The organism is Massilia sp. TSP1-1-2 (genome assembly GCF_049896185.1).
Lineage (GTDB): Bacteria > Pseudomonadota > Gammaproteobacteria > Burkholderiales > Burkholderiaceae_D > Telluria_A.
On record NZ_JAFCTU010000005.1, the window covers coordinates 108,894 to 132,256 of the forward strand.

At 63.0% G+C, this 23,363-nt stretch carries 24 protein-coding genes and 1 pseudogene; 20 read left to right on the forward strand and 5 right to left on the reverse strand.

What is annotated here, in order from left to right; all coding sequences use genetic code 11:
• The first annotated feature begins 68 nt into the window (after nt 1-68).
• The 4 genes and pseudogenes from ACP7BV_RS06070 (at nt 69) to ACP7BV_RS06085 (ending at nt 5,064) form a co-directional block, all read left to right on the forward strand.
• Nucleotides 69-1,205: a PAS domain-containing protein gene (locus tag ACP7BV_RS06070; RefSeq protein WP_426102548.1), complete on the forward strand. Its 1,137-nt coding sequence runs from the start codon at nt 69-71 to the stop codon at nt 1,203-1,205.
• A 126-nt stretch (nt 1,206-1,331) separates the two neighbouring features.
• Nucleotides 1,332-2,480: pseudogene (locus ACP7BV_RS06075) on the forward strand (hybrid sensor histidine kinase/response regulator).
• A gap of 91 nt (nt 2,481-2,571) precedes the next feature.
• On the forward strand, nt 2,572-4,086 hold the full coding sequence (locus tag ACP7BV_RS06080; protein ID WP_426102550.1) for a cryptochrome/photolyase family protein: 1,515 nt from the start codon (nt 2,572-2,574) through the stop codon (nt 4,084-4,086).
• Between the two features lie 18 nt (nt 4,087-4,104).
• Nucleotides 4,105-5,064, forward strand: coding sequence for a pyridoxal-phosphate dependent enzyme (locus ACP7BV_RS06085; RefSeq protein WP_426102552.1), 960 nt, complete (start codon nt 4,105-4,107; stop codon nt 5,062-5,064).
• Nucleotides 5,065-5,086: 22 nt separating this feature from the next.
• On the opposite strand, the gene ACP7BV_RS06090 is transcribed toward ACP7BV_RS06085, so the two are convergent.
• Nucleotides 5,087-6,409 (reverse strand): esterase/lipase family protein, encoded by a 1,323-nt coding sequence (locus ACP7BV_RS06090; protein WP_426102554.1) that lies wholly within the window; start codon nt 6,407-6,409, stop codon nt 5,087-5,089.
• A 94-nt stretch (nt 6,410-6,503) separates the two neighbouring features.
• On the reverse strand, nt 6,504-7,598 hold the full coding sequence (locus ACP7BV_RS06095; RefSeq protein WP_426102556.1) for a dienelactone hydrolase family protein: 1,095 nt from the start codon (nt 7,596-7,598) through the stop codon (nt 6,504-6,506).
• A 425-nt stretch (nt 7,599-8,023) separates the two neighbouring features.
• Between ACP7BV_RS06095 and ACP7BV_RS06100 the strand changes: the two genes are divergently transcribed.
• The 3 genes from ACP7BV_RS06100 (at nt 8,024) to ACP7BV_RS06110 (ending at nt 11,133) form a co-directional block, all read left to right on the forward strand.
• Nucleotides 8,024-9,283, forward strand: a complete 1,260-nt coding sequence (locus ACP7BV_RS06100; RefSeq protein WP_426102558.1) for a GNAT family N-acetyltransferase — start codon at nt 8,024-8,026, stop codon at nt 9,281-9,283.
• A 4-nt stretch (nt 9,284-9,287) separates the two neighbouring features.
• Nucleotides 9,288-9,917, forward strand: coding sequence for a tRNA-uridine aminocarboxypropyltransferase (locus tag ACP7BV_RS06105; RefSeq protein ID WP_426102560.1), 630 nt, complete (start codon nt 9,288-9,290; stop codon nt 9,915-9,917).
• 91 nt (nt 9,918-10,008) lie between these two features.
• Nucleotides 10,009-11,133, forward strand: coding sequence for a PA0069 family radical SAM protein (locus ACP7BV_RS06110; RefSeq protein ID WP_426102852.1), 1,125 nt, complete (start codon nt 10,009-10,011; stop codon nt 11,131-11,133).
• A gap of 72 nt (nt 11,134-11,205) precedes the next feature.
• On the opposite strand, the gene ACP7BV_RS06115 is transcribed toward ACP7BV_RS06110, so the two are convergent.
• Nucleotides 11,206-11,763: a gamma-glutamylcyclotransferase gene (locus ACP7BV_RS06115; protein WP_426102562.1), complete on the reverse strand. Its 558-nt coding sequence runs from the start codon at nt 11,761-11,763 to the stop codon at nt 11,206-11,208.
• A 39-nt stretch (nt 11,764-11,802) separates the two neighbouring features.
• On the reverse strand, nt 11,803-12,741 hold the full coding sequence (locus ACP7BV_RS06120; RefSeq protein WP_426102564.1) for a LysR family transcriptional regulator: 939 nt from the start codon (nt 12,739-12,741) through the stop codon (nt 11,803-11,805).
• A gap of 116 nt (nt 12,742-12,857) precedes the next feature.
• Between ACP7BV_RS06120 and ACP7BV_RS06125 the strand changes: the two genes are divergently transcribed.
• From ACP7BV_RS06125 to ACP7BV_RS06145, 5 genes are all read left to right on the forward strand, one after another.
• A complete protein-coding gene (locus ACP7BV_RS06125; protein WP_426102566.1) occupies nt 12,858-13,394 on the forward strand; it encodes a VOC family protein in 537 nt (178 codons plus the stop codon).
• Nucleotides 13,395-14,504, forward strand: a complete 1,110-nt coding sequence (locus ACP7BV_RS06130; protein ID WP_426102568.1) for a fumarylacetoacetate hydrolase family protein — start codon at nt 13,395-13,397, stop codon at nt 14,502-14,504.
• Nucleotides 14,501-15,145, forward strand: a complete 645-nt coding sequence (gene maiA / locus ACP7BV_RS06135; RefSeq protein WP_426102570.1) for a maleylacetoacetate isomerase — start codon at nt 14,501-14,503, stop codon at nt 15,143-15,145. Before ACP7BV_RS06130 ends, maiA begins: the two co-directional genes overlap by 4 nt.
• Before the next feature lie 75 nt (nt 15,146-15,220).
• A complete protein-coding gene (locus ACP7BV_RS06140; protein WP_426102572.1) occupies nt 15,221-15,607 on the forward strand; it encodes a universal stress protein in 387 nt (128 codons plus the stop codon).
• Between the two features lie 23 nt (nt 15,608-15,630).
• Nucleotides 15,631-16,218 (forward strand): NAD(P)H-dependent oxidoreductase, encoded by a 588-nt coding sequence (locus ACP7BV_RS06145; protein ID WP_426102574.1) that lies wholly within the window; start codon nt 15,631-15,633, stop codon nt 16,216-16,218.
• A 115-nt stretch (nt 16,219-16,333) separates the two neighbouring features.
• Here ACP7BV_RS06145 and ACP7BV_RS06150 read toward each other — a convergent pair whose 3' ends face one another.
• Nucleotides 16,334-16,780 (reverse strand): CBS domain-containing protein, encoded by a 447-nt coding sequence (locus ACP7BV_RS06150; RefSeq protein WP_426102576.1) that lies wholly within the window; start codon nt 16,778-16,780, stop codon nt 16,334-16,336.
• 183 nt (nt 16,781-16,963) lie between these two features.
• On the opposite strand from ACP7BV_RS06150, the gene ACP7BV_RS06155 reads away from it, so the two are divergent.
• From ACP7BV_RS06155 to fdx, 8 genes are all read left to right on the forward strand, one after another.
• The gene (locus tag ACP7BV_RS06155) at nt 16,964-17,734 is read left to right on the forward strand and encodes a uracil-DNA glycosylase (protein WP_426102578.1); all 771 of its coding nucleotides are present in this window, start codon (nt 16,964-16,966) and stop codon (nt 17,732-17,734) included.
• Nucleotides 17,735-17,936: 202 nt separating this feature from the next.
• The gene (iscR, locus tag ACP7BV_RS06160) at nt 17,937-18,410 is read left to right on the forward strand and encodes a Fe-S cluster assembly transcriptional regulator IscR (RefSeq protein ID WP_426102580.1); all 474 of its coding nucleotides are present in this window, start codon (nt 17,937-17,939) and stop codon (nt 18,408-18,410) included.
• 19 nt (nt 18,411-18,429) lie between these two features.
• Nucleotides 18,430-19,686 carry an IscS subfamily cysteine desulfurase gene (locus ACP7BV_RS06165; RefSeq protein ID WP_426102582.1) on the forward strand — a complete coding sequence of 419 codons (1,257 nt, stop codon included), beginning with the start codon at nt 18,430-18,432 and terminating at the stop codon, nt 19,684-19,686.
• Between the two features lie 36 nt (nt 19,687-19,722).
• Nucleotides 19,723-20,115, forward strand: coding sequence for a Fe-S cluster assembly scaffold IscU (iscU, locus tag ACP7BV_RS06170; protein WP_426102584.1), 393 nt, complete (start codon nt 19,723-19,725; stop codon nt 20,113-20,115).
• Between the two features lie 16 nt (nt 20,116-20,131).
• Nucleotides 20,132-20,455, forward strand: coding sequence for an iron-sulfur cluster assembly protein IscA (gene iscA, locus ACP7BV_RS06175; RefSeq protein WP_426102586.1), 324 nt, complete (start codon nt 20,132-20,134; stop codon nt 20,453-20,455).
• Between the two features lie 5 nt (nt 20,456-20,460).
• Complete coding sequence (gene hscB / locus ACP7BV_RS06180; protein ID WP_426102588.1) at nt 20,461-20,976, forward strand: Fe-S protein assembly co-chaperone HscB; 516 nt, start codon at nt 20,461-20,463, stop codon at nt 20,974-20,976.
• A gap of 139 nt (nt 20,977-21,115) precedes the next feature.
• Nucleotides 21,116-22,978, forward strand: coding sequence for a Fe-S protein assembly chaperone HscA (gene hscA, locus ACP7BV_RS06185; protein ID WP_426102590.1), 1,863 nt, complete (start codon nt 21,116-21,118; stop codon nt 22,976-22,978).
• A 22-nt stretch (nt 22,979-23,000) separates the two neighbouring features.
• Nucleotides 23,001-23,342, forward strand: a complete 342-nt coding sequence (gene fdx / locus ACP7BV_RS06190; protein WP_426102592.1) for an ISC system 2Fe-2S type ferredoxin — start codon at nt 23,001-23,003, stop codon at nt 23,340-23,342.
• Nucleotides 23,343-23,363 lie beyond the last annotated feature (21 nt).

Genomic DNA, 23,363 nt, shown 5'->3' on the forward strand with positions numbered 1-23,363 from the left:
GCGCCGTCGTGGTGTAAAACGACAACAAGCGCCCTTGTGCGCACGCTTGCGTATGAGACAATTCCGCGATGAATCCTCTGCCCGACTTTCAAGCGCTGTTTCGCGTTTCGCCTTATTTCTACCTCGTGATGGACCTCGAGCTGAACATCATTGGCGTCAACGACGCCTACCTGCGCGCGACCGGGCGCATCGAGGGCGACTTGCTGGGGCGCTATGTGTTCGACGCTTTTCCGCAAAACCCGGACGATCCCGATTCGACCGCAATCGAGGAAGTGCGCAGCTCGCTGTTGTATGCCATTGAAAGCGGCCAGCCGCTTACCACGGCCTTTCTGCGCTACTCGGTGCCGCGCGAAACGGCGCAGGGCAAGGTATTTGATGAGCGCTTCTGGAGCACGGTGCACACCCCGGTCAAGGGTGCGGACGGCAAGGTCGCCTTTGTGGCGCAAAACGCGATCGACGTAACCGATCTGTACCGCTTCGACCGTACCTCGCACGTCGCTGCCGTGGAGACGGCGCCACCGGCGCGCAGCGTGGCCGACCACTTCACGCACGCCCAGATGCACGAGGCGATGAGCCGCATCATCAACGACGAGCGCAGCCACCTGCGCAACCTGTTCAACCAGGCGCCCGGCTTTATCGCCGTGCTGACCGGCGAACAGCACGTGTTCGAAATGGTCAATGAAGCCTATTACCAGTTGGTGGGCCACCGCGAACTGATCGGCAAACCGGTGTGGCAGGCGCTGCCCGAAGTACAGGGCCAGGGTTACGAAGAGCTGCTCGACCGGGTCACCAGCACCGGCGAGCCGTTTGTCGGGCGCGGCATCAAGCTGCGCGTGCAGCCGGTGGCGGGCGGGCCGGTGTCGGAGCGCTATATCGACATGCTGTACCAGCCGGTGTTCGGCAACGATGGCAAGGCCATCGGGATTTTCGTGCAGGGCCACGACGTCACCGATGCGGTCACCGCCCAATTCGCCCAGCGCGAAAGCGCCGAGCGCCTGTCCGACGGCATGAACGCGGCGCGCATGCTGGTGTGGGACTGGGACGTCGCCTCTAGCCGGATGGACTTTTTAGACAATGCGGCGCTGGTGCTGGGCCGCAGCGAAAATAATATCGACCTCATGTCCCAGTCCATCCATTCCGAAGACGCCGCGCGCCTGATCCGTTCGCGCGCGCGCGCCATTGCCGACAAAGGCGGCTACCAGTAGATCGTGCGCTTCAAGCGGCCCGATGACGGGCGCCTGCTGTGGCTCGACATCCGCGGCAAGGTGCGCTGCGATGAAGCGGGCAAGGTGCATTCGGTGCGCGGCGTCACGCTCGACATCACCGAGCGCATGAAGGCCGAAGAAGACCTGCGCGAAGCGCACCGGCGCAAGGATGAATTTTTGGCGATGCTGGCGCACGAACTGCGCAATCCGCTCGCGCCCATCAGTTCGGCGGCCCAGTTGCTGCGCCACGCGCGGCTGGACGAAACGCGCATGCGCGACATCACCGACATCATCATCCGCCAGGTGGGCCATATCACCGGCCTGGTCGACGACCTGATCGACGTCTCGCGCGTGACGCGCGGCTTGATCTCGACCGAGAAAAATCCGCAGGATATGCAAGGTATCGTCAACGACGCCGTCGAGCAGGTGCGACCGACCATCGAAGCGCGCCGCCACGGCCTGGCGGTGAGCGTGCCGCCGCAGCGGCTGCGCATTCTGGGCGACCAGAAACGGGTGGTGCAAGTCATTACCAACCTGCTTAACAATGCCGCCAAATATACGCCGCAGGGCGGCCAGATTGCACTGGTCATGACGCGCGAAGGCGCACACGTCAAGCTCGAGGTGCGCGACAACGGCATTGGGATTGCACCCGACCTGCTGCCGCATGTTTTCGACCTGTTCACTTAGGGCGCACGCAGCGCGGACCGGGGGCAGGGCGGCCTGGGGGTGGGGCTGGCGGTGGTCAAGAGCCTGGCCGAGCTGCATGGCGGACAGGTGCTCGCCGCCAGCGACGGGCCCGGCCTGGGCAGTATATTTACGCTGATCCTGCCGCTGCTCGATGGCGACGACGCACACGCGCAGCCCGACGAGCAGCGCCCGGCCGGGACGCCGGCACGGGCCTTGCGCATCATGGTGGTCGACGACAATCCCGATGCGGCGCTGATGCTCTCGATGCTGCTGGAAGCCAGCGGCTACGAAGTGATGACGGAAAACAGTTCGCAGGCAGCCCTGGCGCGGGCGCGCGCGCGTTTGCCCGACGTGTGCCTGCTCGATATCGGCTTGCCCGACATGGATGGCTACCAGCTGGCGCAGCAGATTCGCCTTGTACCGGGCATGGCGTGCGCCACCTTGATTGCCATTACCGGCTACGGCCAGGCACAAGACCGGCGCAAAACCCAGGAAGCGGGCTTTCATCACCATCTGGTCAAGCCGGTCGATCCGGCCGAGCTGGCGGCGCTGCTGTTGAGCGTGGCCGACGACGCTGCGGCGGCCTGAGCTGGGCCGACAGCTTCATCGTTCGCGACCGCTTCGCGGGACAGATCGACAGGTGCAGCGCGGTCAACGCGGCCATGCTAAACTTTCAACCATGACTACACTACGCCTCATCCTCGGTGACCAGCTCAACCCGCTGCACAGCTGGTTTGCCACCGTTAGCACCGACGTGCTTTACACGCTCATGGAAGTGCGTCAGGAAACTGATTACGTTCACCACCACGCGCAAAAAATCATTGCCATCTTCGCGGGCATGCGCGACTTTGCGCGTGCGCTGCGGGCGGGGGGGCACCAGGTTCACTACCTGGCCATCGACGACGCCGAGAACACCCATTCGATCCCCGACAACGTGGCGTGGCTGCGCCAGCGCCACGCCGGCGCCGCCTTCGAATACCAGTGCCCTGACGAATGGCGCCTGGACCAGCAGCTGGCCACGATTCCTGGCGCCGTCATGGTTGGCAGCGAACATTTCCTTACCGAGCGCGACGAGGCGCAGCGCATGTTTGCCGACCGCAAGCAGTGGCTGATGGAATACTTTTATCGCCAAATGCGCATTGTCCACAAGGTGCTGATCGAGAAAGACAAAAAACCGGCTGGCGGCCAATGGAATTTTGACGTCGAGAACCGCAAGAGCTGGCGCGGCGAGCCGCCCGAGCCGCCCGACACGCGCGCCTTGCACGATCACACGGCGCTATGGGACACCATCGTCGCGGCCGGCGTGCAAAGCTTTGGCCGGCCCGACAGCGCGCGCATCGTCTGGCCGCTCAACCGCGCCGAAGCGCTGGTGCATCTGGACCAGTTCATCGACCACGGCCTGCCGCATTTTGGCGACTACCAGGATGCCATGAGCAGCAAGGCCTCGCGCCTGTTTCACTCGATGCTCTCGTTTGCGCTCAACACCAAGATGCTGCACCCGCGCGAAGTCATCGCCGAAGCCGAGGATGCCTGGCGCGCCGGGCATGCGCCGCTGCACGCGGTGGAAGGTTTTATTCGCCAGATACTGGGCTGGCGCGAGTACGTGCGCGGCGTCTACTGGGCCAACATGCCCGGCTACGGCGAGCACAATGTGTTTGGCCACACGCAGGACTTGCCCTCGTGGTTCTGGGACGGCAAGACTAAAATGAATTGCATGCGCCACGCCATCGGCCAGTCGCTTGACGACGCGCATGCGCACCACATCCAGCGCCTGATGGTGATCGGGAACTTCGCGCTGCTGGCGGGCCTGGACCCGCATCAAGTCCACCTGTGGTACCTGGGCGTGTACATCGACGCCTTCGAGTGGGTCGAAATGCCCAACACGGTGGGCATGAGCCAGTTCGCCGATGGCGGTCTGCTGGCCACCAAGCCGTATGTCTCGAGCGCGGCCTACATCGACCGCATGAGCGACTACTGCAAGGGCTGCCATTACGATAAAAAGGCGCGCCTGGGCGAGCGCGCCTGCCCCTACAATGCGCTGTACTGGGATTTTTTCGCGCGCAACGCCGAGCGCCTGTCGGGCAACCAGCGCCTGGCCATGGTGTACCGCAACCTGGGCAAGATGGACGATGAAGCGCGCGCCGCCTTCCAGAATCACGCCGCCGACCTGCGTTCGCGGCTCGACCAACTTTGATTTTTACCCGGGACCACGATGACGCTTCCTGTCGCGCCTGTGAATACGCGTACGCCCCTGCATATCGAAACGCCGCTGATCGCATCAAGCGCCATGGCCGGCCCGACCGGGCGCCAAGTCTGGCTCAAGATGGAGGCGCTGCAGCCACCCGGCTCGTTCAAGATTCGCGGCGTCGGCTTTGCTTGCCAAACCTATGTGCAGCGCGGCGCCAAGCGCTTTATTTCTTCGTCGGGCGGCAATGCCGGCATCGCTGCGGCCTACGCCGGGCGCCGCCTGCAAGTGCCCGTACTGGTGGTGGTGCCGGAGACGACGACCGAACGCGCGCGCGAATTGATTCGGCGCGAACAGGGCGACATCATCGTGCATGGCGCCTCGTTCCAGGAAGCCAATGCGCACGCCCTGGAGTTGGTGGGACCAAGCGACGCCTTCATCCATCCGTTTGACGATGCCTTGCTGTGGGAAGGCCATGCCACGATGATCGATGAAGTCGCGCGCGCCGGCGTCACGCCCGATGCGGTGGTGCTGTCGGTGGGCGGCGGCGGGCTGCTGTGCGGCGTGGTGGAGGGCTTGCGCCGCAATGGCTGGGGTCACGTCCCAATCATGGCCGTGGAAACGGCCGGCGCCGATTCGCTGGCGCAGGCCATCGCGGCCGGGGAACGCGTGACGCTGCCGGCCATTACCAGCATTGCCACCTCGCTGGGAGCGCGCCAGGTGTCGGCGCAGGCGTTTGCGCTGTCGCAGCAGGGTGCGGCCACTAGCGCGGTGACCAGCGTGGTGGTGTCGGACCAGGCGGCGGTGCAGGCATGCCTGCGCTTCATGGACGACCAGCGCGTGGTGGTGGAGCCGGCATGCGGCGCCGCGCTGGCGCTGGTGTACGCCGACGCGCCGCAGCTGGCCGGCTTCAAGAACGTGCTCGTCATCGTGTGCGGCGGGGTGACGGCCACCGTTGCGCAGCTCCAGAAATGGGCTGCGCAATAAATAGCGCCTTCCGGCGCTTGCGTTACAGGGCGTACAGGATGGCGCTCACGCTATCGTAAATTGGATAGACCTTCGCGCCCGACCTTGGCCAACCGAGCATGTCGAAGTGGTCGTAGGTCTTGTACTCCTGAAGAAAATTCCACACGCCGCGCACCGCCTGCCCGTTGTAGTCAATCACCGGCTGCCCTGTGGGCGCGCGCATGCTGATGGTGTTGACCACGCCGTCGTTGCGAAACCACCGGCTGTCGACCGGCACCCGGTCCGGCGCCGACTGCGTGTACGAGCCCAGGCCGCGCCGGCCCAGCGAAGGCACGATCCATTCGCCCGCGTACGGCTTGGTCAGCGGCGCCATATCCTCGCGCGGGTACTGATACTGCGACTGCTGCAGCGGCGCGAGCATGCGGTCGGTGCGGTTGCAGCACCAGGCACCCGCTTCGGTGGCGCTGTTGGCGATCGAGAAGTAGTACACATTGGGCGACGTCCTGACCCACTTGTTGAATTCCCGTGCGCCGTCGGGCCCCATTTCCCATTGGGCCGAGTCGAAATTGTCCTGGTTCCAGACCGGCGCGGCCATCGCGCGCGCCACGTAGCTGGCGCTTGACTCGTTGCTCACGCGCCGGATCCCGAACTGTTCGAGTTTCAGGTCGGGGATGGGATGGGCGGCGTCGGCCGGATCGGCCATGCGGGTGATCAGGGCGGCCCAGTCCATGGCGAAGGGCGCAAAGCTGCCGATCGCGTCGCGCAAGCTGGTGCCGTCGTGCGGGGCAGAGAGCGTGGTGGCGCTGACCACCCAGCCGATTTTCCCGCCTTTGTAAAGCTCCCCGCCGCCTTCGTCGCCATGGGGCGAACCTTGCTCGAGCAGCTGGATCAGCGAACGGATGGTCTGGCCGCCCTGGCTGTGGCCGAGCAGGTGGATGGGGTGCTGGGCGTCCCACGCGGGGTAGAGCGCGATCGGATAGTTTTCGGGATTGTTGGACGGGTCGGCGGCCCAGCACTTGCCGGGCGGCCTGCGTTCTTCGACGTGCTGGAAGCGGGCGGTGTGGGTGTCGCCGTAATCGACGCAGCCGCCCTTGATCTGGTAATACAGTTCGGCCGTGCGGTCCCAGCTCGAGCTGATCGAGCCGACCGAAGCGGCCATGACCATGTGCGTGCCCTGGTGGGAGCGCATGTGGGCGGCAATGTCGTCGAACCCGCCCCAATATTTGAACCCGCTGCGGGTAAATTGTTCCGGTCCGAAGCCGAGAAAGCCGTGCACCAGCACGATCGGATAATTATTCGCGGCACTGGCCGTGGCGCTCACGCCCAGCAAGGCCAGCGCGAGGAGGGATTTGATGCGTCGTTGCATGGCGTTCTTCCTAAAATGAAGTTCGCCACCATTATTAAGGCGCTTCTTGGGCGCGGCCTTGAACCGGGCTAAACAACAGCCGAATGCTGTTGTTTTATGGGTTCGCCGTCGGTCCGTTGCCGCCCAGTGCGCCGCCCGCCGCCTCGGCGCCGCTATTGCCGCGCCAAACAACATAATCGTCGACCGAATACAACTGGCAAGGCTGCTTGCTTTTTTTCGCGCAGGTCGCCAGCGCGCGCGTGTCAGGGTCTTCCCCTTCCTCGGCCCAGCACCAAGCCCCGCTGGGCGAGACGGCAAAGGCGCGCGGGGTGAGCTTGGCGAGGTATTCGCGGTAGGCTTCGCGCCCGCGCTCGCTCAGGTAGGGCACGGCGGCAATATCGTCCACTTTGGCGAAATCGGTCTTGGGCGGCGCGGGCGGAGGGCCGACGGCATACACTTGCTCGGTTGGCATGTCCACCTGACGCAGGAAACGCGCTGTTTCGGTCCACCAGATTTTTTCCCCGTCGCGGCTGGCCAGCATGCCGTGCGCATCGCGCTTGAAGGCGCCAAATTCGTGCAGACGGGCGTGCCCGCCGTTGCCGACAAAGGCGGCGTACATGCGCGCCACCAAAGCCGGTGAGAACAGTGAATCATTGGCACCGTACAGCCACAGGCTGGGAATCTTGTTGGCGTCGCCATAGCTGGCAAATGCGCGCACCAGTTCGGTGCGCCAGTTGCAATCGTTGGCGTCGTCGCGCAAGCCGCCGGCAACATTGATCAGGCCGCGCACGCCCGGTACCGCCTGCGTGCCCAGCGCGATGGCGGCCAAGCCGCCGTAAGACTGGCCAGCGATCACGATGCGGTCGGCGTCGATCCAGTCCTGGCTTTGCGCAAAGGCCACCGCGTCAAGCACATCGGCCGCCTGGGCCCGGCCGTTGGCGGTCATGTCGCAGCCGTGGTCGGCGTAGGTGCCGGTGGAGCTGGCGAAGCCCTGGCGCATCGGCACCATCACCGCGTAGCCGCGCTTGACGAAAGCGGTGGCCATGAAAATGAAACGCTCGCGCTGCTGGAGGTGCGGGTTGCCCGCGTCTTTGCCGTGATTAATGATTAGCAAGGGAAACGGCCCCGGTCCGTTCGGGCGGAACACCGTCGTTTGCAAACTTGCGCTCAGGTCCGGCCCGGCCGGAATCAGGATCACCTGTTCATTCATGCGAAAGTCCAGCGGCAATTCTTGCTCCACTGCCAACGATGGGATCAGCGAGCAGCACACCACAACCGCGCTGGCGATGGCGTGAAGAATGGATCGGGGGCGGTGCAGAGCAATAAAAATGATGGACCCCGGTAAATGGGATTGCCTAAAGGAATGTACTGATTTTATGCATGAGTAATTTCCTGAGCAATACACGATTGATAATTTCCGGCATCAAAATCAAAAATAGTTGCGCCTGGGCGCGCAGGTATTGCGAGCCTGATCACCTTGCCTACCAGTACGCTCGCGCAACTCTTTGTTAGTTCAATAAATGTGACATGGACTTGCGCCAGCGAGTGGCGAGAGCTGGCGACCTTGTTCAAAATCATTGGAAAGAACGCAACAAATTGTTATCATCCACTTGTCCCACCGTGAAGAGAGCAACCATGCAGCGTATCCCAGCCGGCGACTCACGCGAAGCCCCTGTCCTGGCGTTGGAAAAGGTGCATGGCGATGCTGGTCCCGCGCGTCAATCGGGTTCGCGCATGCCGGCGCCGAGTGCGCAGCCGAACTATATTGTCGAGCTCGCCACTGAGCGGTCGGCGGACCCTGCTTTTTGCCTGCTCTGGCGCGCGCTGGTGGTGGCCGGGGGCAGCCACCAGAAGATCTATCAGACGCCCGAGTTTTTCCATTTCCAGCGCGAAACTTGTGACAGCGGCGAGCGGCTCGAACTGTTGACGATCAGCCGGCGCGACGATCGCGCGCTGGTGGGCGTGGTTCCGGTGCGCATCGGACGCCAGGATGTCGTGTTTGGCGTGGGCAAACTGGTGTTGTACAAGGCCAGCGTCGAGATGATCAACTTGCTCGGCAGCGTTCCGGCCGCGCCCGGCGGCGTGCTCACCCAAGAGCTCGGCTTGCAGCTGCTGGCCGCTTTCCCCCAGGCCAAGGCAATTTTCATGCAATCGTTGCCCTTGTCCAGCCCGCATTGGCGCGCGCTGCAAGCGAGCGCCGACAGCGCCCCACAGTTGCTCGGCTGCGCCTTGATGGGGCAGTGGCGCGAGTGCCACACGCTGCCTTTGCCGGCCACCTTCGAGCAATATCTGGAAAAATTCAGCGCCAAAAAGCGCTACAACCTGAACCGCCAGATTCGCCAGCTTGCCGAGCAGGCCGGTGCGCTCACCATGCAGCGCATCGGGCGCGCGGACGAGGTGACGTCGATGATGGCCGCGCTCATGTCGCTGGTGCCGCCTGCGCGCCTGGCAAGCGTGCTGCGCCCATCCACTTTTGAGGCGCTGGCGCGCCGGGACCTGCTCTTATGTTATGTTCTGCGTGCCGGCGACGAGGTGCTCGCCGCCGTGATCGGCACGCGTTCGCCGGATGTGTGGCACATACATAATATTTTCGTGAACAATAATTATTTATCTTTATCTGTCGGCACCAGCGCAGTCCACCTGGCAATCAAGGAACTGATGGCCGAACGCTGCTTTCACCTGATCGATTTTGGTTTCGGCACGCCGAACCACGATTTCCGTTCGTCGCATGTGCTTGAAACACGGGCCCAGGTGCTGCTGTTCGACCGTGCGCAGCCCGTGCGCCTGCTGTTTTGCGCGCATGCGCTGTTCAATACGCTGGCCGAGCGTGCGATTGCCAAGGTCAAGTCGTGGCGCAAGGCGCTGCGCGCTGCCCGCAGCGCAAAGCCGGCGTAGGCCGGTGCCCCACGCCTTGACGTCGTCGCGCCCGCATTGCCCCCGCTGCACCCGGCCGTTGTCGGCGTGCATTTGCCGCTGGATCGCCCCGGTCGAGAGCCGCGCTGGCCTGCTCATCTTGCAGCATCCGATGGAAGTTGCCAACGCCAAGGGCAGTGCGCGCCTGCTGCACCTGAGCGTGGCGGGCTCGGCCATGGTGCAAGGCGAGAGCTTCGACGAGGCGCTGCTGCAGGCGCTGCTGTTCGATGGCGGGCAAACGCCGCTGCTGCTGTATCCTGACACGCCCGGCATGCCGCCGCTCGCGTCGAATCCCGCGCTGCTGGCCGACCCGGCTGCGCTGCGCTTGGTAGTGCTCGACGGCACGTGGCGCAAGAGCCGTAAAATGCTGCATCAAAATCGACTGCTGCAAACCTTGCCGCGGCTGCCGCTCACGCAAATGCCCGCCTCCCATTACCTGATTCGCAAGGCGCACGCGCCGGACCAGCTCTCGACGCTGGAAGCGAGCTGCTACGCGTTGGGGCAACTGCATGGCAATCCCGCGCCATTCTCACCGCTGCTGGACGCGTTCGACAGCTTTGTGGCGCATTTCCAGCAAACGGGCGGAAAACTGGATTCGCTACCGAATCGCCCTTGAACATCCATCCTGCGCGACGTAGAATACTGTATGTATATACAGTTATGAGGGCGCCGTGACCGACCCCAACGACCAGTCAGAAGAGCATGTCATGCTGCCGCCGCGCCCGCTCGAGGCTAAAAAGGGCCGGGGAGCGGTATCGAACCTGCAAGGGCGCTACGAAGTCAACGGCCGCGAAAGCTTCGATGACGGCTGGGTGCGAGACGAGGAAGAAAGCGCGCCCTTCAAGACCCAGGTTACGGACGAGTACGCCAAAACTATCCTCAGCCGCAACACGTCGCCCGATATTCCGTTCAATGTGTCGCTCAATCCTTACCGGGGCTGCGAACACGGCTGCATTTACTGCTTTGCGCGGCCCACGCACAGCTATCTGGGCTTGTCGCCGGGGCTTGATTTTGAAAGCCGGCTCTTCGCCAAAGTCAATGCGCCCGACTTGTTGCGGCGCGAGCTGGCCAAGGCTTCCTATGTGCCCGAACCGATCGCCATCGGCGTCAACACCGACGCCTACCAGCCGTGCGAACGCGAGCTGCGCATCACGCGCCGCGTGCTGGAAGTACTGCACGAATGCGAGCACCCGGTCGCGCTCATTTCCAAAGCCTCGCTGATCGAGCGCGACATCGACCTGCTCGCGCCCATGGCCGCCAAAGGTCAGGCGATTGCCGCCATTACCTTGACCACGCTGGACCCGGCCATTTCGCGCACGCTCGAGCCGCGCGCCGCCGCGCCTGCGCGCCGCCTGCGCACCATCCGCACGCTGACCGAGGCAGGCATTCCCGTGCGCGTAAGCGTGGCGCCCGTTATTCCTTTCGTCACCGAGCCGGAGCTTGAACGGGTGCTGGCGGCGGCGCGCGACGCCGGCGCCGTCAGCGCGCATTACGTGGTGCTGCGCTTGCCATGGGAAGTCCAGCCATTGTTCCAGCAATGGCTGGAGGCGCACTTTCCCGAGCGCGCGCAGCGTGTGATGAACCGCGTGCGCGAAATGCGCGGCGGCAAAGAGTACGACAGTGACTTCAGCAAGCGGATGCACGGGGAGGGCGTGTGGGCAGACCTGATCCGCCAGCGCTTCGTCAAGGCGACCGAGCGGCTGGGCATGAACCTGACGAGCGGGCGCTTTGCCGAGCTCGATGCGTCACGCTTTAAGCGGCCGCTGGTGGTGCCGCCGTCGCAGGCCAAGCAATGCGGCAATGCGACGGGACAGCTGGATTTGTTTTCCTGAGAAAGGAGTTGTTGACTTGATTTTTCAGGAAATGCCGCAGGAAATGCGGCAGGAAATGCGTCAGAAAATAGGTCAGGAAGTTAAGTATTGTTCGATGGCGAACACATGCGCGTCATGCTTGCCCATTTCACGCAGCGCGTGCGCGAGATCGATCAGGTAATCCCGATTCGGGCCGCTCGGGCCACTGGAGGCTGCGATCTGGCGGGCAATATCCTGTTCGCTGGCCGCCCCGAGGTAGGCCGCGTTGTCGGCGGTCGCAATATAGACCAGGCCTTCAACGCTGGTCTCGTCATCGAACGTGATCTGGGTTGCCAGACGCAGATAGCCGTTTTTTTCGCGATGGTCAAGGTGGGTAAAGACTTCCGGCGTGATGAGGTAAGCCATGCCATTGCACACGGCGCCGCTTTCGGGCACCAGCGTGACGACGCGTCCGGGCGCCGCTTCGGTGCCGCGGTGGTCGTGCGAGCCCTGCCAGAAGCGCCGCGTCAAGTTGGCGATGCTTGCCGTGCGCCGCTCGATGTACGGGAAGTCCGCCTTGTAGATGAGCGAGCCGTAACCGAACAGCCATACGCTGGCGTGGCCGTCGAATTTTTCCATTTGCTGGTTGATGGCGATGGTGTTGTGTGACATGGATTCCCTTGCAGACTTTTTTTGACTGTTTTTCGATGATTATAGGTGCGCGGCGACGACGACGTCCGCCGCCGGAACGTTCCAGTCATAGGCTTCAACAAAGCTGAACAAAAAAGCGATGAAACTCTCGGCCGCCGGCGACAGCGAGCGGTTCTCGCGCCGGTACACAAAAAAGCGGCGCGTCAGTTCCGGCTCGTACAGCTGGCGCATGTTCAGCTGATGCAGCCGCACCAAAGGCTCCGCATACGGCAGGCATACCGTCACGCCTAGGCCTGCGCTGACCATCGCCAGCGCCGTCGTCATGAAAGTAACTTCGTTGGCCGGGTTCAGGGGCACTTCGCGCAGCGCGCTATGCATGTCGGACAGCAGCCGTTCCGTGAACTGCCCCTGCAAGGAAATGAACGGATAATCCGACAGGTCCGACCAGGTCAGCCGAGCACGCTGCTCGAGCGGGTGGCCGCGCGGGTACACCATCACGAACGGCATCTCGAACAGCACGGTGGCGTTGACCTGCGCCGTGCCGTCGCGCTCCGGGCCGATGCCCAGGTCCACTTCACCGCTGACCACGCGCGGCGTGACGTGTTCCACCGCGCAGTCGACCAGGCGCACCTGGATGTCCGGGTAGGCGCTGCGATAGGCGGCGATGACCTGCGGCAGCAGCGTGCATGCCATCAGCTGCGGCGCGGCCACGCGCACCACGCCTTTCTTGAGCTGGGTATGATTGACGATGTCGAGCAGCGCGCCGTCGAGGTCATCGATGATTTTAGAAAACAAGGGATACAGCTCGCGCCCCACGTCGCTCAGCGCAATGCGGCGCGTGCTGCGGTCGACCACGCGGATGGCGAGCGTGGTCTCGAGTTCCTTGATCAGGCCGGACAGGGCGGCCTGGGTGACATGCAAGTACTCGGCGGCCAGCGTAAAACTGCCGGTGCGGGCCAGCGCGACAAAGGCGCGCATCTGGCGCAGCGTAGGATTCATGGGTGACTTATAGGATAGGAAATTTATAGGATAGGCTGATAAATGCGGCTGAAGATATTGTTTGTATGATAGTTCGTTTTCGACTCTAATGGGTGCAACCAGAATAGGAGACCAGCATGCCGATCCAACGTATTCACCATGTGGCGTATCGCTGCAAGGACGCCAAGAAAACCGTCGACTGGTACGTCAAGTACCTGAACATGAATTTTGTCCTCGCCATTGCCGAAGACACGGTTCCCTCGACCGGCGCCTACGATCCGTACATGCACGTTTTTCTCGACGCCGGCAACGGCAACGTGCTGGCGTTTTTCGAGCTGCCGCTGCAGCCCGAAATGGGGCGCGACCAGAACACGCCCGAGTGGGTGCAGCACCTGGCGCTCGAAGTCGAGTCGATGGACGAACTGCTGGAGACCAAGGCGCGCCTGCAGGCCGACGGCATCGACGTTATCGGCCCGACCAACCACACGATCTTCCAGTCGATTTATTTTTTCGATCCGAACGGGCATCGCCTCGAACTGGCCGTCAACACGGCGACCGACGAGATGAAGCAAAAGCTCGACGCCGTCAAATGGGACATGCTCAACGAGTGGTCCGAAACCCGCAAGGCGCCAAGGCACGCGGCGTGGATGCACGAGCAGCCTCAAGGATATTAAATGAAACTTGCTACACTAAACAATAACACCCGCGACGGCACCCTGGTCGTGGTCAGCCGCGATCTGGCGCGCTGCCAGCAAGTGCCCCAGATCGCCGCCACGCTGCAGTTCGCGCTCGACAACTGGGAGCTGGTTGCCGGGCCGCTGCAGGCGGTTTACCGCGCCCTCAATGAGAACGCCAACGACAGCGCCCACGACAGCGCCCACGACAGCGCCCACGACAGCGCCCACGAAAGCGCCAACGAAAACGTGCTCGACAGCGTTACCCCGCACGCCCAGCCGTTCGCCGAATCGCTGTGCCACTCGCCGCTGCCGCGCGCCTACCAGTGGGCCGACGGCTCGGCCTATATCAACCACGTAGAGCTGGTGCGCAAGGCGCGCAACGTCGATGTGCCGGCCTCGTTCTACACCGATCCGCTGATGTACCAGGGCGGCTCGGACTCCTTTGTCGGCCCCCATGACCCGATCTTTGCGCTGTCCGAAGACTGGGGCATCGACCTCGAAGCCGAGGTGGCCGTCATCAGCGGCGACGTGCCGATGGGCGCTACGCCTGAGCAGTGCGCACAAGCGATCCGCCTCGTCATGCTGGTCAACGACGTTTCGCTGCGCAACTTGATCCCGGGCGAGCTGCTCAAGGGTTTCGGCTTTTTCCAGTCCAAGGCGGCCAGTGCGTTTTCGCCGGTGTGCGTCACGCCCGACGAACTCGGCCAGGCCTGGCGCGACACCAAACTGTGCCTGCCGATCAGCGTGCAGATCAACGGCAAAGCCTTCGGCAAACCGAATGCCGGCGAGGACATGACGTTCAATTTTGCGCAACTGGTCGCGCACGCCGCCAAAACGCGCGAGCTGGCGGCCGGCACCATCATCGGCTCGGGCACCGTCTCGAACAAGCAGGGCGACCTGCACGGTTCGAGCATCGAGAACGGCGGCGTGGGCTACTGTTGCCTGGCTGAAGTGCGCATGTATGAAACCATCGAGCAGGGCGCGCCCAAAACGCCGTTCCTGCGCTTTGGCGACCGTGTGCGCATCGAAATGCTCGACGCGACAGGCGCAAGCGTCTTTGGCGCCATCGACCAGCAGGTTGCCATGTACCAGGAAAGAGCGCGATGAAACTGTACGATTACTTTCGCAGTTCGGCCGCCTATCGCGTGCGCATCGGCCTGAACCTCAAGGCGCTGACCTACGAAGCGGTCCCCGTGCACCTCACGCGCGACGGCGGCGAGCAGCTCAAGGCGGACTACCTTGCCATCAACCCGGGCGCGCTGGTGCCGGCGCTGGACGATGGCGGCGCCGTCATCACCCAGTCGCTGGCCATCCTCGAGTATCTGGATGAAATGCATCCGCAAGCGCCGCTGATGCCGCGCGACGCGCTGGGACGCGCCCGCGTCAGGTCGCTTGCCTTGACGGTGGCCTGCGACATCCACCCCCTCAACAACCTGCGCGTGCTGCGCTACCTCGTCAAGCAGGGCGGCCTGACCGAGGACGCCAAGAACGCGTGGTATGTGCACTGGGTGCAGGAAGGCTTTGCGGCGCTGGAAGTGCTGCTGTCGGCCTCTGGCGACACCGGGCGCTTCTGCCACGGCGACACCCCCACCATCGCCGACTGCGTGCTGGTGCCGCAGGTGTTCAACGCCACCCGTTTCGGCATTGACCTAGCCGCCTATCCGACCATCATGCGCATTGACGCCGCCTGCCAGGCTGTGCCCGCCATCGCTGCGGCCCACCCGTCGCGCCATCCCGACGCCGAATAAGAACCGGAACCATGTCGGCGATCGCGTGGTCATAAATGGATACGCGGGCGGTTCGCCCGGACGAGGAGGGTGGCGATGTTCAGGCACATACTAGTTCCTACCGACGGGTCGGCCGGTGCCGACATCGCCATTCAGTCCAGCATGCGGTTTGCCAAATCCATCGGCGCCAAGGTCACCGGCCTGCATGTGGTGGCGCCGAGCGCGAGCGCGCCGCCCCCCGAGGCCGACGATTGCCTGCTCGTCGTGCAGCACAGCGCGCGCCAGCACAGCGTGCCCTGCGACGTTGCCGTCGCCAGGTCGGCGGACGTGCCGCAAGCGATCTTCCAGGCCGCCTTTGACCGCCAGTGCGACCTGATCGCCATGGCGTCGTACGGCCGCAAGGACGCACGCGAACTCACGCTCGGTCACGACACGCAAGAGGTGCTGGCCCGCAGCCAGATCCCGGTGCTGGTTTTCCGCTGACGGGGCGCGGCATGAGCAAGCCCATGAGTAAAAATATTCTGCTGATTCAGGGACATCCCGACGCTGCGCAGGATCACCTGTGCCACACGCTGGCCGATGCCTACGCCAGCGGTGCGGCCGACGGCGGCCATACGGTACGCTACAGCACGGTCGCGCAGCTTGACTTTCCGCTGCTGCGCAACCAGCGCGAGTGGGACGAGGGCGAAACACCGGCCAGCCTGCGCCAGACCCAGGACGACATCCGCTGGGCCCAGCACCTGGTGCTGGTCTATCCGCTGTGGCTGGGCGACATGCCGGCGTTGCTGAAGGGCTTTCTGGAACAGGTGGCGCGGCCCGGTTTTGCTTTCGCGCGCGACCGCTTGACGCCGCTGGCGAAAAAGCCGCTGGCTGGCCGCTCGGCGCGCGTCATCGTCACCATGGGCATGCCGGCGCTGATGTACCGCTTGTATTTTCGCGCGCACAGCGTCAAGTCGCTCAAGCGCAATATCCTGCGGTTTGTCGGTATCTCGCCCGTGCATGAAACACTGATCGGCATGGCGGGCAGTCCGGACGCGCAGACCATCGCTGGCTGGGTAGGAAAAATGGAAGAATTGGGACGGGCCGCCGTATGAACACGCCGGCCTGAAATGCACTTGCGCCGCATGAAGCGGCGCAAGGATGCGACTGATCGGCGCTCAGCTCACTGCCTCAGCGAGCTACATCAGCTCGCTGAAACAGAACATGACATTAATGCGCAGCGCCCGAACGGTCAGGCTCGGAAGGCGAGGAAATCTCTTGCAACGCTTGCTCCGTACCTTTCGATTGCTTGGTAGCCATGTCGCCCAGCGACACGATGCCCACCAGGTCGTGCGTTGCCTGGTCAACAACCGGCACGCGGCGAATCTGCACGTTACCCATTTCGGTCAATACTTCCTCGACCGACTGGCTTGCCATGCAGGTGCGCACGTCGGTGCTCATGACGTCGCCCACGCGGGTGCTGTCGGGCGCCTGTCCGGCTGCCGTTGAGCGCACGGTGATATCGCGGTCGGTGATCATGCCTACCAGCTTGTTGCCGTCGACGACGGGAATCGAGCCGATATTAAATTTATCCATCATTTGTGCGGCTTTGCGGACGCTGTCCTCTGGCGAAATGCGTTGTACATCGCGGGTCATTACGTCTTGAATCGTTTGCATTGTGAACTCCATGGCTTGTTATACGCAGCGAACTGCGGGATCCCCTGCTTGGGGTTTTAGCAATAATGCACGTAATTTCAAAAAGATGACGCGTGGTTGAAATTGCATCAAAATTGGGCAGTCGACCGTCGGCGCGGCGCTCGCGGCAGGCTACAATGCCGCCTTTACCCGGGCCAGCCTGCCATGTCCATCATTCCCCCAGCCATTCCCCCAGCCATGCTTAAAGCGCTCGCGCTCGCCCATCCGTCCTGGCAGCCGCACTTGCTCCACGGGCTGGAAGCGGTGGCGTTGGCCACGCCCGACTACTTGCCAGCGCTTGCAGGCGACGCCTATCTGCCCACCGGGCAGCGCCTGTTCGCCGCCTTTGCCCTGCCGCTGCACGCGGTGCGCTACGTGCTGGTGGGCGAGGGACCCTATCCGCGCGCGCAAAGCGCCACCGGTGTCTGCTTCATGGATGGGGCGGTGGGAAGTTTGTGGTGCGAAGCCGGCTTGTCCAAGCCGGTCAACAAGGCCACGTCGCTGCGCAACTTTATCAAGATGCTGCTGGTGGCGGACGGGCGCTTGGTAGCCGGCGACACGGGCGGCGCCGCCTTGGCCCCGGTGGCGCTGGCCGCCCGCGACGACGGCTCGATCCAAACGCTGGCGCAGCTGCAGGATAATTTGACCAGGCAAGGGTTTTTGCTGCTCAACGCGTCGCTGGTGTTTCGCGCCCATGTGGCGCCGGCAATCGATGCGCGCGCGTGGACCGCGTTCTTGCAGGTGGTGCTCGATGCCTTGCAGGAAGTCGCGCCGACCTTGGTGCTGTGGGGGAAGATTGCGGAGCAGTTGAGGAAATTGCCCGGGACCGAGCGCTTTGCGCAGGTGCTGTCGGAGCATCCCTACAACCTGACGTTTATCGCGCATCCGGGCATGCTCGATCTGTTCCGGCCGATGCGCTTGCTGCGGCTGTCATAACGTTGGGACGGGAAGGCAGGCTGACGTGTGGCCAAGTGCAAAACCGGGCGTGCGCTGACAAGAATGCGCAAGTTTGCTATACTTGACTAAATCATTCAACTAATCAGGCCATTACTCCTTGCCTGCAGCATGAACTGAAGCATGAACTGAAGCACGAACCGATGCATGAACTGAAGCAATATTTTAACATACCGGGATTGTGATGCGTCTGACCACAAAAGGCCGTTTTGCCGTAACAGCGATGATCGATCTTGCCCTGCGCCAGGGCAAGGGTCCCGTCACGCTGTCGGGCATCAGCCAGCGCCAGGCCATTTCGCTGTCGTACCTTGAGCAACTGTTCGGCAAACTGCGCCGCCACGAAATCGTCGCCTCGATTCGCGGCCCCGGCGGAGGCTACAGCCTTGCGCGCCGGGCCGACCAGGTCACCGTGGCCGACATCATCATCGCGGTCGACGAGCCGCTCGACGCCACCCAGTGCGGCGGCAAGGAAAACTGCCACGGCGCCGACCCCGCCAGCGGCGCGCGCTGCATGACCCACGAGCTGTGGGCCACGCTGAATGAAAAGATGGTCGACTATCTCGATTCGGTCTCGCTGCAAGACCTGGTCGACCAGCAGAAACACAAGCATACCGAGCAGGTCGTGGTGGTACACCGCCTCCCCGTCGTACCAAATTGAAGCAGATTGGAGTAATTTGATGAACGCGCCTTTGGACAAAAACCTCGAGCAGACCTTCGCGACTGCTCCGCACTTCCCGATCTACATGGACTATTCGGCCACCACGCCGATCGACCCGCGTGTGGCCGACAAGATGATTCCCTTCCTGCGCGAGCAGTTCGGCAACCCCGCCTCGCGCAGCCACATGTACGGCTGGACCGCCGAAGCGGCCGTCGAAGAAGCGCGCGCCGATGTCGCCGCGCTGGTCGGCGCCGACCCGCGCGAGATCATCTGGACCTCGGGCGCGACCGAGTCGAACAACCTCGCCATCAAGGGCGCGGCGCAGTTCTACAAAACGCGGGGCAAGCACATCATCACGGTAAAAACCGAGCACAAGGCCGTGCTCGACGTCGTGCGCGAACTGGAACGGGTGGGCTTTGACGCCACTTACCTCGCGCCGCAAGACAATGGCCTGATCACCGTCGCCCAGCTCGAGGCGGCGATCCGTCCCGACACGATCCTGGTCTCGGTCATGCTGGTCAATAACGAGATCGGCGTGATCCAGCCGATCGAAGAACTGGCCGCGGTGTGCCGCGCCAAGGGCATCATCTTCCATTGCGACGCGGCCCAGGCCACCGGCAAGGTCGTCATCGATCTGGCCAATTCCAAGGTCGACCTGATGACCTTCACCGCGCACAAGACCTATGGTCCAAAAGGCATCGGCGCGCTGTACGTCCGGCGCAAGCCACGCGTGCGGCTTGAGGCGCAAATGCACGGCGGCGGCCACGAGCGGGGCCTGCGTTCGGGTACTTTGCCAACCCACCAGATCGTCGGCATGGGCGAGGCGTTTCGCATCGCCAAGCTGGAAATGGATAGCGAGATCACCCGCATCACCGCGCTGCGCGACCGCCTGGCCCGCGGCCTGCAGCAGATCGAAGAGGTCTACATCAACGGCGACATGGACCACCGCGTGCCGCACAACCTGAACGTCAGCTTCAATTACGTCGAGGGCGAGTCGCTGATCATGGCCATCAAGGACATTGCCGTGTCGTCCGGTTCGGCCTGCACCTCGGCCAGCCTGGAGCCGTCGTACGTCTTGCGCGCCCTGGGCCGCAGCGACGAACTGGCGCACAGCTCGATCCGTTTTACCATCGGCCGTTTTTCGACCGAAGCCGACATCGATTTCGCAGTCGACCTGCTCAAATCGAAAGTCCACAAGCTGCGCGAACTGTCGCCGCTGTGGGACATGTTCAAGGAAGGAATCGACATCGCTTCCATCCAATGGGCAGCCCACTAACCGTATTGAACGCATTTAAAAATTCAGGAGCACGAAATGGCATATTCGGACAAAGTGTTGGATCACTATGAAAATCCACGTAACGTCGGCGCTTTCGACAAGGGCGACGAGACGATCGGTACCGGCATGGTTGGCGCTCCGGCCTGCGGCGACGTGATGAAGCTGCAAATCAAGGTCGGCGCCAATGGCCTGATCGAAGACGCAAAATTCAAGACCTACGGCTGCGGCTCGGCGATCGCGTCGTCGTCGCTGGTGACCGAATGGGTCAAGGGCAAGACGCTGGACCAGGCGCTGGCGATCAAGAACACCCAGATCGCCGAAGAACTGGCGCTGCCGCCAGTGAAAATTCACTGCTCGATCCTGGCGGAAGACGCGATCAAGGCTGCCGTGCTTGACTACAAAACCAAGCACCCGGCAGTCGCCGCCTGAGTTTGCTGGAGAGATTATGGCAATCACACTGACCGAAAAAGCAGCCAAGCACATTAACCGCTACATTGAACGTCGCGGCAAGGGTGTCGGCTTGCGTTTTGGGGTGCGCACGACGGGCTGCTCCGGATTGGCCTACAAGCTTGAATACGTCGATGAAGCGGCCGCTGAAGACAGCGTCTTCGAGTCGCACGGCGTCAAGGTGTTTGTCGATCCGAAAAGCCTGCCGTACATCGACGGCACCGAGCTCGATTTCACGCGCGAAGGCTTGAACGAAGGCTTTCGCTTCCATAATCCGCAAGTCAAGGATGAATGCGGCTGTGGCGAGAGCTTCCGTATCTGACGCGCATGCAAAACCACTTCGACCTGTTCCAGATCCCCGCCAAGTTTTCCATTGATCTTGGCGCGCTCGACGCGGCCTACCGCGACGTGCAGGGACAGGTTCATCCCGACCGTTTCGTCAATGCCACCGACGCTGAAAAGCGCGTCGCCATGCAGTGGGCCACGCGCGCCAACGAGGCCTACCAGACGCTCAAGCATCCGCAGAAGCGCGCGCATTACATGTGCGAGTTGAACGGCATCGATTTGCAGACGGAATCGAATACGGCGATGCCAATGGCGTTCCTGATGCAGCAGATGGAATGGCGCGAGGCGCTTGGCGAGGCCAGGGCGGCCAAGGATCTTGACGCGCTCGAGTCGCTTAATGCCGAGGTAGGGATGGAGCGCAAGGCGCGCCTGGTGCAGATCGGCGAACAGATCGAGGCGGGCGACTTCGCACAGGCTGCGCAAGGCGTGCGCGCGCTGATGTTCCTCGAAAAATTCGGTGAAGAGCTGCATTACGCGTTTGATGCACTGGATAGTTAAAGCCCAAAGCACCACCACATCGTCCTCGCGAACGCGGGGACCCATAGAACATTTGCTCTGCTCAAACGCTTTATGGGTCCCCGCCTGCGCGAGGACGATGTAGTGGGAGCGCCAAGAATAATAATTTAAGCGAACGCATATGGCACTTCTTCAAATTTCAGAACCAGGCATGTCCACCGCGCCGCACCAGCACCGGCTGGCCGTCGGCATCGACCTGGGCACCACCAACTCGCTCGTGGCTACGGTGCGCAGCGGCATTCCCGAGGTGCTGAGCGATGAAGACGGGCGCCCCTTGCTGCCGTCCGTCGTGCGCTATCTGCCCAACGGGCACGCCAACATCGGCTACAAGGCGCAGGCGCACCAGACCACGGATCCGCGCAACACCATCGTCTCGGTCAAGCGCTTCATGGGCCGCGGCCTGAAAGACATCGCCTACGCCGAAAACCTGCCGTACGCCTTCCAGGATGCGCCGGGCATGGTACAGATCAAGACGGTGGCCGGCATCAAAAGCCCGGTTGAAATCTCCGCGCAAATCCTGGCCACGCTGCGCCAGCGCGCCGAAGACTCGCTGGGCGACGAACTGGTCGGCGCCGTCATCACCGTGCCCGCCTATTTTGACGACGCCCAGCGCCAGGCCACCAAGGACGCGGCCCAGCTGGCCGGCCTGAACGTGCTGCGCCTGCTCTCCGAACCCACCGCCGCAGCCATCGCCTACGGGCTCGATCATGGCTCTGAAGGCATTTACGCGGTCTATGACCTGGGCGGGGGCACCTTCGACATCTCGATCCTGAAATTGTCCAAGGGCGTGTTCGAAGTGCTCTCCACGGGCGGCGATTCGGCGCTGGGCGGCGACGACTTCGACCACCGCCTGTTCTGCTGGATCTGCGAGCAGGCCAAGCTGGCCCCGTTGTCGGATGAAGACACCGCCACGCTGATGGTCAAGGCCCGCCAGGCGAAAGAAATTTTGTCGACCAACGCCGACACCACCGTCGACGCCATGCTCAACTCCGGCGAAATGGTGCACGTGAAAATCTCGGCCGAGACCTTTACCGAGATCACCCGGCACCTGGTCGGCAAGACCATGAACGCCATCAAGAAGGCCATGCGCGACGCGTCGGTCTCGGTGGACGACGTGGACGGCGTGGTCATGGTCGGCGGCGCCACCCGCATGCCCCATGTGCGGCGCGCGGTCACCGAATTTTTCAAGACCATCCCGCATGCGAACATCGATCCGGACAAGGTTGTCGCGCTCGGCGCGGCGATCCAGGCCAATCTGCTGGCCGGTAACCGGGCTGCGGGCGACGACTGGCTGCTGCTTGACGTGATCCCGCTTTCGCTCGGCATCGAAACCATGGGCGGCCTGGTCGAGAAAATCATCCCGCGCAATTCCACCATTCCGTGCGCGCGCGCGCAGGAATTCACCACCTTCAAGGATGGCCAGACGGCGCTGGCCGTGCACGTGCTGCAGGGCGAGCGCGAACTGGTGTCGGACTGCCGTTCGCTGGCGCGCTTCGAGCTGCGCGGCATTCCGCCGATGGTGGCGGGCGCTGCGCGCATCCGCATCACCTACCAGGTTGACGCCGATGGCTTGCTCTCCGTCTCGGCGCGCGAAACGCGCTCCGGCGTCGAAGCGTCGATCGTCGTCAAGCCCTCGTACGGCCTGGAAGACGACGAAGTGGCGCGCATGCTGTCCGAGTCCTTCAGCTCGGCCCAGGGCGACATGGTTGCGCGCGCGCTGCGCGAAGAACAGGTCGAAGCCGAACGCATCGTGCTTGCCACGCAATCGGCGCTCGACGGCGACGGCGCGCTGCTGTCAAGCGACGAACGCTCTGCCATTGATGACGCCATGGCGCACGTCAAGGCCAGCATGGCGTCCACCGACGCCGCTGCCGTGCATGCGGCGGTCGAAGCGCTGGCCCAGGTCACCGAGGAATTTGCCTCGCGCCGCATGGACCAGAGCGTGCGCACCGCGCTGGCCGGCAAATCGCTCGACGAAGTTTAAGCTTTCACGTAAAGGTAACCCCGTGCCACAAATCGTCTTTTTACCCCACCCAGAATACTGTCCTGACGGCGCCGTCATCGAGGCGCCTACCGGCAAATCGGTCTGCGACGTCATGCTCGAAAACGACATCGAGATCGAGCACGCGTGCGACCGCGTCTGCGCGTGCACGACGTGCCACGTGCTGGTGCGCGAAGGATTCGCCTCCTTGAACGAGCCGCAAGAGAACGAGGAAGACCTGCTTGACCGCGCCTGGGGCCTGGAGGCCGTCTCGCGCCTATCGTGCCAGGCGATCGTCGGCACCGCGGACCTGGTGGTCGAGATCCCCAAGTACACGATCAACCACGCGGCGGAAAAGAATCACTGATCGGAGCTGGCCATGAAATGG

Excerpts from the sequence above, each read along its gene's own strand:
- ACP7BV_RS06070 (WP_426102548.1), top strand. The coding sequence starts at position 69 with ATGAATCCTCTGCCCGACTTTCAAGCGCTGTTTCGCGTTTCGCCTTAT.
- ACP7BV_RS06080 (WP_426102550.1), top strand. The coding sequence starts at position 2,572 with ATGACTACACTACGCCTCATCCTCGGTGACCAGCTCAACCCGCTGCAC.
- ACP7BV_RS06085 (WP_426102552.1), top strand. The coding sequence starts at position 4,105 with ATGACGCTTCCTGTCGCGCCTGTGAATACGCGTACGCCCCTGCATATC.
- ACP7BV_RS06090 (WP_426102554.1), bottom strand. The coding sequence starts at position 6,409 with ATGCAACGACGCATCAAATCCCTCCTCGCGCTGGCCTTGCTGGGCGTG.
- ACP7BV_RS06095 (WP_426102556.1), bottom strand. The coding sequence starts at position 7,598 with ATGAATGAACAGGTGATCCTGATTCCGGCCGGGCCGGACCTGAGCGCA.
- ACP7BV_RS06100 (WP_426102558.1), top strand. The coding sequence starts at position 8,024 with ATGCAGCGTATCCCAGCCGGCGACTCACGCGAAGCCCCTGTCCTGGCG.
- ACP7BV_RS06110 (WP_426102852.1), top strand. The coding sequence starts at position 10,009 with ATGCTGCCGCCGCGCCCGCTCGAGGCTAAAAAGGGCCGGGGAGCGGTA.
- ACP7BV_RS06115 (WP_426102562.1), bottom strand. The coding sequence starts at position 11,763 with ATGTCACACAACACCATCGCCATCAACCAGCAAATGGAAAAATTCGAC.
- ACP7BV_RS06120 (WP_426102564.1), bottom strand. The coding sequence starts at position 12,741 with ATGAATCCTACGCTGCGCCAGATGCGCGCCTTTGTCGCGCTGGCCCGC.
- ACP7BV_RS06125 (WP_426102566.1), top strand. The coding sequence starts at position 12,858 with ATGCCGATCCAACGTATTCACCATGTGGCGTATCGCTGCAAGGACGCC.
- ACP7BV_RS06130 (WP_426102568.1), top strand. The coding sequence starts at position 13,395 with ATGAAACTTGCTACACTAAACAATAACACCCGCGACGGCACCCTGGTC.
- maiA (WP_426102570.1), top strand. The coding sequence starts at position 14,501 with ATGAAACTGTACGATTACTTTCGCAGTTCGGCCGCCTATCGCGTGCGC.
- ACP7BV_RS06140 (WP_426102572.1), top strand. The coding sequence starts at position 15,221 with ATGTTCAGGCACATACTAGTTCCTACCGACGGGTCGGCCGGTGCCGAC.
- ACP7BV_RS06145 (WP_426102574.1), top strand. The coding sequence starts at position 15,631 with ATGAGTAAAAATATTCTGCTGATTCAGGGACATCCCGACGCTGCGCAG.
- ACP7BV_RS06150 (WP_426102576.1), bottom strand. The coding sequence starts at position 16,780 with ATGCAAACGATTCAAGACGTAATGACCCGCGATGTACAACGCATTTCG.
- ACP7BV_RS06155 (WP_426102578.1), top strand. The coding sequence starts at position 16,964 with ATGTCCATCATTCCCCCAGCCATTCCCCCAGCCATGCTTAAAGCGCTC.
- iscR (WP_426102580.1), top strand. The coding sequence starts at position 17,937 with ATGCGTCTGACCACAAAAGGCCGTTTTGCCGTAACAGCGATGATCGAT.
- ACP7BV_RS06165 (WP_426102582.1), top strand. The coding sequence starts at position 18,430 with ATGAACGCGCCTTTGGACAAAAACCTCGAGCAGACCTTCGCGACTGCT.
- iscU (WP_426102584.1), top strand. The coding sequence starts at position 19,723 with ATGGCATATTCGGACAAAGTGTTGGATCACTATGAAAATCCACGTAAC.
- iscA (WP_426102586.1), top strand. The coding sequence starts at position 20,132 with ATGGCAATCACACTGACCGAAAAAGCAGCCAAGCACATTAACCGCTAC.
- hscB (WP_426102588.1), top strand. The coding sequence starts at position 20,461 with ATGCAAAACCACTTCGACCTGTTCCAGATCCCCGCCAAGTTTTCCATT.
- hscA (WP_426102590.1), top strand. The coding sequence starts at position 21,116 with ATGGCACTTCTTCAAATTTCAGAACCAGGCATGTCCACCGCGCCGCAC.